Below are 12,656 nucleotides of genomic sequence, written 5' to 3'. Positions count from 1 at the left end.
TTTAGGCATCCATTCTAATTGGCTTTAGCCAAAACTTACAATATACTTATTTTAACCTATCCAAAAGCCCCGCTCTATAGCTTTCACCAATCGGAATTTCATATTCAAAAAGAATAACTTTTTTTGCCCCGATACTTTTGATTTTATCCAAATTGACAATGAAAGATTTGTGAATTCTTACAAATTTTTCAGAAAGCTGATTTTCCATAGATTTAAGAGTATCCAAAACAATATATTCATTACTTTCTGTTCGGATATTGACATAGTCTTTGATGCTTTCAACGTAAAGAATTTCTTGAAAACCGATCCGATGCCTTTGCCCCGAAGATTTCACAAAGAAATGGGTATTTTCTTCCTGTGGAAAAGAAAAACGTTCCTGAGCTTTTAATACGCTCTTTTGAAACCTTTCAAAAGAAATAGGTTTTAGAAGATAATCTACCACATTATGTTCATAGCCTTCCAATGCATATTCCGAATAAGCGGTTGTTAAAATATATTTTTGATTGGCTCCCACAATCTTCATAAAATTGATTCCCGTAAGTTCCGGCATCTGAATATCCAGAAAGATGAGGTCTGAATCATTTTTCTGCAGATATTCTAAAGCCAGAATCGGATTTTCTGTAGAGAAAACCAGTTCAAGAAAAGGAGTTTTCTCCACATAATGCTCCAGAAGAGAGATTGCCAATGGTTCGTCATCAACAATAATGCATTTTATCTTATTCATCCTTCAAATCAATTTTTAAATCTACAATAAATTCCGTTTCTGAATCTTTGATTTCCAGCTGGTGTTTAGGATACAAAATTTCCAATCTTTTTTTCACATTCTGAATTCCTATTCCAGAAACAGTATCTTTCATTTTCTGTGTCTTAAAGTTTAAAAGATAAAAATGCAGCACCTTGTCATGATCTGAAATTTTCATCTCAAACCCTTTATTCCGGAAATCACCATGTTTAAAAGCATTCTCAACAAATGGGACCAACAACATCGGTGAAATCTTCAGATGAGGATGTTGAATATTTTTTTCTATAATCAATAACTCTGGATTCCTGATTCTAAGTTTCTCCAAAGCAATAAGACTGTCAATATATCCAACTTCCTTATCCAGAGGAATAGAGTCTTTTTCAAGGTCTTTTGTGCTGTACCTCAGCAATTGCCCAAGTTCTTCAATGGCAGGAAGTGCTTTATCTGATTTCTGATAGACCAGGGAATAAATATTATTTAATGAATTAAAAATAAAATGAGGATTGATCTGAGTCTTCAGTGCCTGCAGTTCCGCCTGTTTTTTTTCGATCAGAAGTTGTTTTTTATCATTTTCCGCAACTCCATACTTTTCCAGTATCCAAAGAATACCCGCTATAAAAGTAGTCAGGGAACTGTTATAAATATTATCAAAAAAATAGTAAAGAAGGCCTGTTTTTTCATCATAATTCCGGAAACCCAGAGTAGAGGGCAGAATCATTTCTTCCAAAGCATATCTCATGCTGGCAAAACATAACAATGTCAGGATAAAAACGAAAACCGCTGAATACAGTTTCTCAAGCTTAAAAACCTTTGGAAATATAAACAGATAGGAAATATAGAATGTGGTAATTTTTACAATAAAATAGGTAATTCTCAGAATATGTAATTCAGGACGATTGGTCTCCGGAACAAAAAAATTAGGCGTAATGACGGTTCCAAAAAAATTGAATCCCCAGTAAATAATTTGAAGCCAGATAATTTGCTTTTTATTCATAATCAAATATAAATCTCTGCAGGGACAATTCATCAACCCTTTTCGACAAAAACCTATTTTTTTCCGACGAAACTATTTTGACATCCAAAATCATCGCCTTCATCTAAATACTATTTCTTTTCAAATGACCTTCTTATACTTTTGTCACAGAAATTTAAACTAAACAGCATTTAATCTGTTATTTACATCTTATGAAAAAACAGTTTTTATTTATAACTACACTTGTTTGTTCTTTGGTAACCGCACAAACTAAAGATACTGCAAACGTTAACAAAATTGAGGCAGTAACGGTGAACGGTAAAAAAGTTCTGGTAGAGCGAAAAGTAGATCGTCTTGTTTATAATGTTCAGAATTCTATGCTTTCGCAGGGAAGCTCAGGAACTGAGGTTTTGGCAGGAACTCCTTTATTACAGGTAGATGAGAACAAAGGTCTTCTTTCCATTGCAGGAAAAAATGGAGTTTCTGTGATGGTGAATGATCGGATGCTTAATCTTTCCGGATCTGAACTGATCAATTATCTGAGAAACCTTCGTTCTGAAAACATCCTTAAAATTGAAGTGATCACCACACCGCCTGCCAAATATGAAGCTCAGGGAAACAGCGGGATTATTAATATTGTTCTTAAAAAAAATCAGAATCTCGGGTGGAACGGTTATCTGACTAAGAATTATACTCAAAAAACATACGCTGCATTCAGCACTGCAGCAGGAGTAAACTACCAGAATGAAAAGATGAAAGCTTCGGTAAAAATTCAGGGATACGATGGAGACAAAAGATCGGTAGAAAACTATAAGATAATAGGTGAAAACTCCTCTATAAGCAGAGATGAAAGAAGAGATATGAATGATGGATTAGGTCTGAATGCCAATTTTGATTATTCTCTCACGAAAAATTCCAATATCGGATTGATATATGATATTTCGAAGGGGCATTCCAATATGGACATCAATTCAAAACAGAATTACCTCACCGGAAGCAATCCCACATTGCAGACAAATACGGATTCAAAACATCGTTCTTCTTTTACTTCACAAATGCTGAATTTATATTTTGATCAGAAATTCGGGGAACATAAACTAAGTTTGGGAACCAATTACTATGGAAATCTTCCCGATACTGAAGTTAACTTTACCACAAAAAACATTGCCAGCAATTCAACACAGGTTGTCAAAAATCTTTCGTCTGTAGATTATAAAATCTATTCCGGACAGGCAGATTTAACTTTAAACTTCAAAAAAATTCAGTTAGAAACAGGTGCGAAATTCAGCCAGTTTTCTAATAATTCAGAGATTGGATACTTTAATGTTATCAATGGGAATCATATCATTGATCCTGCAAAAAGCAATCTTTTTGATTATAATGAAAAGAACTATGCTGCGTATATCAGCGCCAGTAAAGATTTGAACGAAAAATGGTCTGTGAAGGCAGGTCTCCGTTATGAATATTCACAAACTAGCGGTTTCTCTCCCACTACACAGATAAAATCTGAGAATAATTACGGAAAATTTTTCCCGACAGCTTATGTGTCTTATAAAGCCAATCAGGATAATCAGTTCAGCATTAATTATTCCCGAAGAATCAACCGTCCTTATTTCCGGGCATTAGATCCGTTCCGATGGTATTCTAATCCGAATACCTACTATTCAGGAAATCCAAGCCTGCAGCCCTCTTTCAATCACAATATTGAATTCAATTATATTTTTAAAAATAAATTTTCTGCCAATCTTTATTGCCAGAGAACAACGAATAATTTTGATCAGATCTCCTTCCTGAACGGAATTGATCTTACCAGCACTTTTGAAAACTATTACAATCAGGATATTTACGGAATCAATTTGAATTATACAGATACATTCTTCAAAATCTGGGAAAGTAATATTTCAACTTCGTTCAGCTATAATCAGACTCAGATTACAAGGTTTAATCTGGTTCCTAAAAACGGGCAGTCATTTTATTATTCTTTCAACAATACATTCCAGCTGAATAAGGCTAAAACATTCATGCTATTTGTCAACTACTGGAATAATCTGCCTTCCCGTGACGGATATCTTTCTGTGAAGAACAGAGCTAGTCTGGATGCCGGGGTGAAGATGAGCTTTGCGGAAAAAGCGCTTCAGGTCAACCTTTCGGTGAGTGATATTTTCAAGCAGTCCGGATTTAAGGCTGATATGTATTTTACTGATAATACACAGTCATTCAACAACTATTGGGATGCCAGAAGAATGACACTCAGCATCACATACAATTTTGGAAATCAGAAAGTAAAATCAAACAACAGAACGGTAAATTTTGAAGAGAAAAACCGTGCTCAATAATTTAAAACAAACAAAAAATAATAATACTATGAAAACCATTATTTATATTTTCCTATTATGCCTGTCTACATCTGTTTTTGCCCAAACAAAGCCTTCAGATTATTTTAAAAATCCAAAGACTAAAGTCTTGGTTGTTGGATCATTTCATTTTGATTACCCTAATCTGGATGCCAATAAAACCAATAAAGAAGACCAGGTGGATGTACTGGATCCTAAAACTTCAAAAGAAGTCACGGAGCTGGTGGATTATATCAAAAAATTTAAGCCTACAAAAATTGCCATTGAAGCCTGGCCAAACTGGAATGCCAATCAAAAGCTTAAAGAATACAGTGAGGGCAAGCACCGGGACAAAAGAGACGAACGGTATCAGCTTGCTATGAGAATCGCCAATGAACTTAAAATCAATGAACTTTTCAGCATTGATGCAGAATCTGTTTGGGATGATCTTCAGAAGCATTTTGGAAAAACTGATTCTACATTTTTTAACAACCTCAGCAAAGATTATGATTTCAGTAGTGATGATGCGGTTTCCCAACAGTTTAACCGTTTCTTCAAGAGTTCTGAACCTAAGAATTTCAAATCGCTCTTAGACACTTTTATTTATATGAATTCAAAAGAAAGTCATCAATACGGATATGGTGCTTATTTAAGCGGAGATTTTAAACTAAGAGAACATGATGGTGCCGATATGCTTGCCCTTTACTGGTACAGCAGAAATCTGAGAATGTTCCGCAATATTCAAAACATACCACACAACAGTGAAGACAGAATTCTTGTGATTGCAGGAAATGGCCATGCGGCAGTATTAAGACAGCTTTTCACATCTTCAGCAGAATATGAATTTATCGAATTTTCTTCATTAAAATAAATAAATTACGACAATGACGATAACAAAAAATTCATTTTTTATTGAGTAACAGGATATAAAAAAACAGAGAATAAATCTCTGTTTTTTTATTAAATTTCTAAGCTTTATTGATTAGAATCTGAATTCAACTCTTGCAAATAAGAACCTTCCTCCTATACCATATTGGGAAACCTGTCTGGAATAGACAAACTGATTGTCAGCTGTTAAAGAGCTTATATTTGGGCTTTTGGAAGGCAGTATATTTAAGATATTATTACTTCCGATGGTTGCAGAAATATTTTTATTAAAATCATATCCTACAGATAAATCTGTCACCAGACGACTGTTCAGAATGAAATGCTCTGTGCTTCCTGTTACCCCATCAAAATTAGCATCCACAACATCCGCATCTGTCACTTTACCAAAGAAAGAGTTACGGAGTACAAAAGTAAAGGCGGAAAATCTTAAAGTATTGGACAAGGTAGCTTTTACACGTGGAACAGCTTCTTCAAAATACACTCTGTTGGGCTCTGAGAAATAATTATCGATCTGGCTTACCAATTTAGGAGATGCATGGATATCCCCGATTCTTTTAGTTTGATTAAAATTGACTCCTAAATTATTCTCCAAAGAAACTGCCGATGAGATTTTTGAGTTCTGAGAAATGGTAATATCCAACCCTTTCGTCTGAGAATCTACAGCATTGGCAAAAAAGTTAGCAGCACTTGCTCTCGCCAAATCAAAAGCACTCTGCAGAACAGCCTGATCAGAACCTGGAGTAAAACTACCATCAGGACGGTAGAAAAGATCTGTAAGCACTACTCTATCTTTAATCTTTATTAAATAAGCATCTGCTGTGAAAGTAAGGCTTAATGCCGGAATCTTCCAGGTAATTCCTGTGCTGTAAGATTGTGAAGTCTCCTGTTTTAATTTTGGAATCCCCAATGCCTGTGCAGCCTCAGAATTATTTCTGAAAGTACCTACCTGTGTTGTTTTCCCCTGCTGAATCAACGTAGAAGTGGAACTGTAATAGATCTGAGCCAATGAAGGCGCTCTGAATCCTGTAGAAACGGCTCCTCTCCAGTTCAGATTGGGAGCCAGTTTTACATTTGTTGCCACCTTATAATTAAATGTAGACCCGAAGTCTGAATAGTTCTCATATCGTAAGGCTCCTTCCAACAGCCATCCGTCAGTAACCTCCAACTCTGCATCAGCATAAGCAGCAACACTGTTTCTGTTTCCTGAAACGGCATTTTCCGGACTGAAGCCTGGAAAAACCTGAGCCCCAGCTGGTCTTACTTTTTCAAAGAAATCAGTTACTTTTTCATTTTCAGGAGTGTTAGCGGTTACCACACGTCCATAAATGTCGTAAGAAGCATAAGAATTTTCTTTTCCTGCATTTACTTTATAATTCTCGTGTCGGTATTCTCCTCCGAATGCTATATTCAAACCTTTCAGCACATCATATTTTTTGGAGAAATCCAGATTGACGGTATTTTGTGAAAATTCAGATCCTCCGGCATCAAATGTTCTTGGTGAACCGTCTGTAAGCGAAGCATTAAAAGTATTGACAACGCCAAAACCAAAAACATTTTTCCCGAACGTATTACTGAAATCTACATTCCAGCCCTTCCATTTTCCTTTAATTCCGGCAGCAAGAGAATAATCATTTACCGCTGCTTCAATCTGAGGAAGATATCCATTGGGAGTAACGGCATTGATGTTCCTTTCATTATTCGGAAGTCGGTAAAATCCTCCTGCATTTCCAAGACGGTAGCTGTAGCCTCCAAATGAATAAATCTTCCATTCATCATTAACAGGAATTTCAGAGTTGAAAAAGAGCTGCCCTGACTGTAGTTTAGACTGTCCGGCTCTCAAACTGAAATCTTTTCTCTCCAACCCTCTGTAATTAAGCTCCTGGGAGGTAAAATCTCTACCCAATATTTTTTGAAGTTCAGAAATACTGTTTGCCCCTGAGATCTGAGACTGAAAATCATTCCCAAAATAATTTACTTGGGCTGCATACTGTTTAATCGTGTTGATAATCTGCTGAGTATTGGGAGTATTGGTAATATTTTTATACAAACCGTCAATATTCACTCCATCCTGTAATGCTCTGTAATTAATTGCATTATAAGCATTAAAGATATCTCCTTCCCTCACTCCTGCTCTGGAATATGGATCACGATATTGGGCAGAACCGGTAACGTTAAAAAATCCGGACTTTCCTATTTTAGCTCCATAATTAAGATCCACAGAAATGGTTTGTCCATCCACTCCTCCGGAGAAATTATTGGCAACAGGTGAAGCATATCCACCCAAAAATACCTGTCCGGAAAGGCCCAGTCTTTTTTTCAATCCCAGGTTAACGACTCCGGCAATAGCATCGGAACCATATTGGGCAGAAGCTCCATCTCTTAAAACTTCGATCTTTTCTAAAGCAAAAGCTGGAATGGCATTAAGATCAGTTCCCACAGAACCTCTTCCCGGCGTAAGGGTAACATTAATCAATGAAGACTGGTATCTTCTTTTCCCGTTTAACAAAACTAAAACCTGATCTGGACCTAACCCTCTTAAAAGAGCTGGATCCACAAAATCAGTACCGTCATTAACGGTGTGCGAGGTGGATGAAAACGAGGGTACGATATAATTTAAAGCCTGGCTGATATTATTAGTCGGGCTCTGTTTTAAAATTTTTGATATATTGATGATGTCCACCGGAATCGGTGTATCTGTCAATGATCTTCCGGAGCCTCTTGATCCAAGGATGACTACATCTTCTATTTTCTTGGATTGTAAAGTGTCCGTCTGTGCGTAATAAAATGTAGAAATAAGCGCGATAGAAGGAATAAAGATTCTTTTTTTGAAATTGTGCATAGTATTGTTGTGTTCTTTTGTTGTTAAAAATTGTTTTTGAGCAATACAAATCCTGTAGCCTTAATTTTAAGGTTACCATCGATTTTCGAAATGTTTATATTATTTTTTAAAAATAGAAATAGAAATAGCTAGAAGCAACAACACATGCGCATGTAGAAATGGCATGAAAACATATTGGAATAATGAAGGTTCACTTCATGATCCGAAGAATAAAAAATTACTGATGGAATGTGATTTCCCTTGTCTTTAAACATTTGGTTTTAACTTTAAAACAAAAATTCAAGATGGGAGTGTGATAGAATGATAAACATTTTTTCCGGAAGATCCGGCTTATCGATTGCAGCACCTTGCTTGTTTTTGCAGGTTGCTATCCCATCTAGAGATTCTTGATAATTACCTGGCAAAGATATAATTATTTCGGAAATAAAAAAATATTTAGCCTAAATTTTCGATTTTCAACATTTTAGCGTAACAAATTATATTTTTCAGCGTCTAACCGGATATCAGTAAAACATTATGAAAAAAACGATTTTCGCTTTATCCTTATTAAGCTCTGTTTTTGTTTTTTCACAGGAAAAAAATAATAAACCTCAGGAAAAGCAAATTGAAGGTGTAGTTATCACCAAAACTAAAAAAGCAGTTGAACAAAAGGCAGACCGTACTATTTTTGACTTTTCTGAGCAACCTCAGCTCAATAACGGAAACGTTCTGGAAGGAATAAAAAAACTTCCTGGACTTGTATCTACCGACATCGCAGGAATGATGTATCAGGGAAAAATGCTTGAAGTGTATCTTAACGGAAGACCACTGAATATCACTTCCAATGAATTGAACTCCTTTCTGGAAGGAATGCCTGCTAATTCTGTGGAAAGAATTGAAGTGATCACTCAGCCCGGCGCTGAATTTCCAGCCACTTCCGGAGGTGCGATCATGAATATCATCACGAACAAAAATGCCAATAAATATTTAACTGCTACTTATTCAGGGAATTATTCTTTTACAAATTACGACAAGTATAGAAGCAGAACGACCAACTCCGTTAATTTAAATGCCAGAAATAAATATTTCGGATGGCAGCTGAATGTAGGACAAAACTATCGTGAAAGTATGCTGAATGGTCAGCAGGATGAGCTTTTAACGAGTCATACAGACAGATACGGACGTGGGTATTTTGCAAAATCCGGACTGACTTTTGATTTAGGGCAGGACAGATTGTTATTAAATTACGACATTTATCACAACAATAATGACAACTACACTTTAAGTAACGGCCATGGAGATTTACCTTTTGAAAATAATCCAAAGGATTTAAGAGAGGCTTTTTATACTTCTTCGGATGTTGCCCATACCAATAGTTTGAGACAGGAAGCTGTGGTAACGTATCAGAAACGCTTTGCTGACAAATCTCAAAAGCTGGATTTCCAATTTGGTTATACAAGATCTAACAGTAAGTTTGCTCAGGACAATTATTTCCAGAACGGTACATTTGTAATACCTGCAAACACTCCTATCAATAGTGCAATGAGTGGTTTAAAGGATATTCTGAACAATGAATCTGTGATGAATATTGCCAACTTTAAAGTAGATTATGCCCAACCGATCAAACTCCTTGATGGAGGAAAGGTAAGCTTTGGAGGATTGTATGAAAAACAGGATTACGATACAGAAAGTTTTGGCTTAACCAATCTTGAATATCAGAGACAGACTGCTTCAACTTATTTAGAATTCCAGGCTAAATTGAAAAAATTTGATTTCACATTGGGTTCCCGTGCTGAAAACTATGATATTTCCGGAGTAACAAGATATTTTGATAAGGATGCAAAATTGGTAGAGGCTAATTTGATTCCTTTCAATAAGTTTAAATTTTTCCCGAACGCAAGTGTGCAGTATAACATGATGAATCAGGTTTATATTGCTGCGAACTACAACAGAAAAATCAGTTTACCAAGTATTTCTGCCCTGAACCCGAATAACGTAACATTCTCCGGGCCAAGTACGGAGGTAAACGGTAACCCGAATCTACAGCCCACTATTTTTGATAATTATGAAATAAAAGTATCAGCTTTTGATTATGCATTTATTGGATATAGCGTAAGCTCGGCAAGTAATCAGGTGGCACAGATCATCAGAAAAGACGGACGAAAACTCTTTAATGAGCAGGTGAATATTTCAAATATGAAAATTCACAATTTCAATGTTGGGCTACCTGTCCCTTTTATGATTTTCAGCAAGCCTTTGAGTGAGATTATGAAATTTGATTTCAATCCTGACAAAATCAACTTCATGTACTTATACGCTGGTTATCAGAAACATGAAATCGACAATCTGAATAATAAAGGGTTCTGGATTTTCAATATCATGACGCAGATTCTTTTGCCTAAGGATATCAAAATGACAGCCAATTACAGCTATCTGACACCAAAAGCAGGATATTTCTACTTCACGGCAGAGAAACCATTCAACAACTCTCTTGATATCACATTGACGAAGAAGTTTATGAATAACCGTCTGACACTATCTGTTTTCGCGAATGATATTTTCAACGGACAGATGATGCAGGTACGTTCTAATCCGCCATCGGGAACTCCGGTAATGATCAGCAGCAAGTATGACACAAGAAATTTCGGATTTTCTATCAACTATAAAATTCCGACAAGAAATAAACTGGCGAAAGAGGATCCAAATATCCTGAACCAGACTAAAAAAGAGGATAATGGAGGCGTAATGCAGCAGGCACAATAATTCTTTTTTTGTGTAATAGAATAAAAATAGGCGTAAAATGATTTGCGCCTATTTTTTATTTGTTGGGCAAGTTTTGGCTAAAGCCGAAGGATGGTTTTATAAAAGTAAAACGGGCTAAAGCCCGTTCCTATTGATAGTAAAATGGTGTTATTCGTGAAAATATTAGTGACATTGGTGTTTACATTTACATCAAAAATCTATCGTCTGAAATCTCCAGTCCAGCGTATCCACCAGTGTCAGCTGATTAACGCTCACCGGAATATCTGTTATAATTTTTAACGTCTGAAGAGCCATCATACTGCCTATGATTCCGGGAAGGGCTCCCAATACACCAAGGCTGTCACAATCCGGCACATCTTCATCGAAATGCGGTTCAGGAAAAATATCCCTCAAATTTTTACTTCCGTTATGATTAAACACCGCAGCTTGTCCTGAAAATCCCAAGATGCTTCCGTAAATCAGAGTCTTTTTTAATTTTACGCAGGTATCATTCACCAGATATCTTGTGGAAAAGTTATCTGATCCGTCAACGATAACATCGTACTGAGAAAGAATTTCTTCAGCGTTTCTTTCATTGAGTTTTTCCTCAATCCCATTCAATGTAACCTGATGATTAAGGTTCTCCACAAATATCTTAGCACTCTTTACTTTTGAGAGTCCTACCTTTTCTTCAGTATGAATGATCTGCCGATTCAGATTGTGAAGTTCTACCTCATCAAAGTCTGCAATTCCCAGAGTTCCTACTCCGGCAGCGGCCAGATATTGAATTACAGGACTCCCCAAGCCTCCTGCACCAATGACAAGGACTTTTGAGGCTAATATTTTCTTTTGTCCTTCCAATCCTATTTCTTCAATAAATATCTGCCGGCTGTACCGTGAAAATTGATCTCCTTTTTTCATACTTTATGATAATTGAACCATTAAGATTCTTTAAGTTGATAAGAAAAGTTAAGTCGAGCTTCGCTTATCTTAATTAAGCTTCATCTCTTCAAATTTCTTAATGGTTTAAAAATTTTAAAATCCGCTATACACAGAATCCCAGTCTTTCATGACAGGATCGTAGCCTGCTTTTTTGATCATGAGTCTGATGTCATCCATGCTTCGTTCGTCACTGGTTTCAAACTGTTCCAAAGATTCTTTATCTACGGCATAGCCGCCAGGATTGGTTTTTGAGCCAGCACTCATCGCTGTAGCTCCCAGAGATACTATATTATTTCTGAATACTTCATTTTCTCTGGTAGAAATGGAAATTTCAAGGTCTTCATTCCAGATCCTATAAGCACAAATGAGTTGAAGAAGGTCTTTATCTTCCATAATAAAATTAGGTTCAATGATTCCTTCTGCTGGCCTGAGCCTTGGAAAGGAAACAGAAAACTTACTTTTCCAGTAGTGTTTCTGAAGATAATCAATGTGTAATGCGTTGAAAAAACTGTCTACTCTCCAATCTTCAAGTCCAAGGAGAACTCCAAGCCCGATTTTATGAATTCCTGCTCTTCCTATCCTGTCCGGAGTTTCCAGGCGAAAATGAAAGTTTGATTTTTTACCTTTCGGATGATATTCTCTGTAAACATCCTGATGATAGGTTTCCTGATAGACCAAAACGGAATGCACTCCTTCTTCATGAAGTAGCTTGTATTCTTCTTCCATTAATGGCTGAACTTCAATGGATATATTGGAAAAATGAGGTTTTAACTTACGGACAGCATTCTGAAAGTAAGGAACTCCAACTATTTTATTAGCTTCGCCACTTACCAGCAGTACATGATTCACTCCCATAGATTTCAATACTGATGCTTCAATCATCAGTTCCATATCGGAAAGTGTCTTCCTTTTCAGTTGATTATCAAGACTGAATCCGCAATAGGTACAGATATTCTGACACTCATTACTGAGATACAGCGGAGCATAGAGCTGAATGGTTTTTCCAAATCGTTTTTGGGTAAGTGTCTGTGTCATTCCTGCCATCAGTTCCAATTCCCGGGAAGCTGCTGGTGACAGAAGATTCAGGAAATCATCAAGGGTTTTATTCTTTTTCTGAAGACTGGATCTTACATCAAACAGAGTTACTTTTTCAAGCTTATTCTTTACCTCCTCCCATTGGTAGCGTTCAAAAACGTCTTTAAAGGTTTTCATAATTTT

8 protein-coding genes and 1 riboswitch are annotated in these 12,656 nt (G+C 36.3%); of the genes, 3 read left to right on the top strand and 5 right to left on the bottom strand.

Features of this window, described 5'->3' with window-relative positions:
• Positions 1-46: 46 nt before the first annotated feature.
• Together LC457_RS19820 and LC457_RS19815 are read right to left on the bottom strand one after the other, a co-directional pair.
• Positions 47-724, bottom strand: a complete 678-nt coding sequence (locus LC457_RS19820) for a LytTR family DNA-binding domain-containing protein (protein ID WP_223601395.1) — start codon at positions 722-724, stop codon at positions 47-49.
• Complete coding sequence (locus LC457_RS19815; protein ID WP_223601394.1) at positions 717-1,736, bottom strand: sensor histidine kinase; 1,020 nt, start codon at positions 1,734-1,736, stop codon at positions 717-719. The genes LC457_RS19820 and LC457_RS19815 overlap by 8 nt, the downstream gene beginning before the upstream one ends.
• A 191-nt stretch (positions 1,737-1,927) precedes the next feature.
• On the opposite strand from LC457_RS19815, the gene LC457_RS19810 reads away from it, so the two are divergent.
• Both LC457_RS19810 and LC457_RS19805 read left to right on the top strand, forming a co-directional pair.
• Positions 1,928-4,051, top strand: a complete 2,124-nt coding sequence (locus LC457_RS19810) for an outer membrane beta-barrel family protein (RefSeq protein WP_223601393.1) — start codon at positions 1,928-1,930, stop codon at positions 4,049-4,051.
• A gap of 28 nt (positions 4,052-4,079) precedes the next feature.
• Positions 4,080-4,919 (top strand): DUF5694 domain-containing protein, encoded by an 840-nt coding sequence (locus tag LC457_RS19805; protein ID WP_223601392.1) that lies wholly within the window; start codon positions 4,080-4,082, stop codon positions 4,917-4,919.
• A gap of 111 nt (positions 4,920-5,030) precedes the next feature.
• Here the strand turns inward: LC457_RS19805 and LC457_RS19800 are convergent, their stop codons facing one another.
• Positions 5,031-7,775: a TonB-dependent siderophore receptor gene (locus tag LC457_RS19800; RefSeq protein ID WP_223601391.1), complete on the bottom strand. Its 2,745-nt coding sequence runs from the start codon at positions 7,773-7,775 to the stop codon at positions 5,031-5,033.
• Positions 7,776-8,075: 300 nt separating this feature from the next.
• Positions 8,076-8,173, bottom strand: a riboswitch (SAM-I-IV-variant riboswitch).
• Between the two features lie 118 nt (positions 8,174-8,291).
• Between LC457_RS19800 and LC457_RS19795 the strand changes: the two genes are divergently transcribed.
• Positions 8,292-10,517 (top strand): outer membrane beta-barrel protein, encoded by a 2,226-nt coding sequence (locus LC457_RS19795; protein WP_223601390.1) that lies wholly within the window; start codon positions 8,292-8,294, stop codon positions 10,515-10,517.
• Positions 10,518-10,706: 189 nt separating this feature from the next.
• Here LC457_RS19795 and LC457_RS19790 read toward each other — a convergent pair whose 3' ends face one another.
• Positions 10,707-11,417, bottom strand: a complete 711-nt coding sequence (locus LC457_RS19790; protein ID WP_223601389.1) for a HesA/MoeB/ThiF family protein — start codon at positions 11,415-11,417, stop codon at positions 10,707-10,709.
• Between the two features lie 114 nt (positions 11,418-11,531).
• Positions 11,532-12,650, bottom strand: coding sequence for a 2-iminoacetate synthase ThiH (thiH, locus tag LC457_RS19785; RefSeq protein WP_223601388.1), 1,119 nt, complete (start codon positions 12,648-12,650; stop codon positions 11,532-11,534).
• Positions 12,651-12,656: the final 6 nt, after the last annotated feature.

The organism is Chryseobacterium sp. GVT01B (assembly GCF_019970045.1).
GTDB lineage: Bacteria > Bacteroidota > Bacteroidia > Flavobacteriales > Weeksellaceae > Chryseobacterium.
This window is presented reverse-complemented; position numbering and strand designations above follow the sequence as displayed.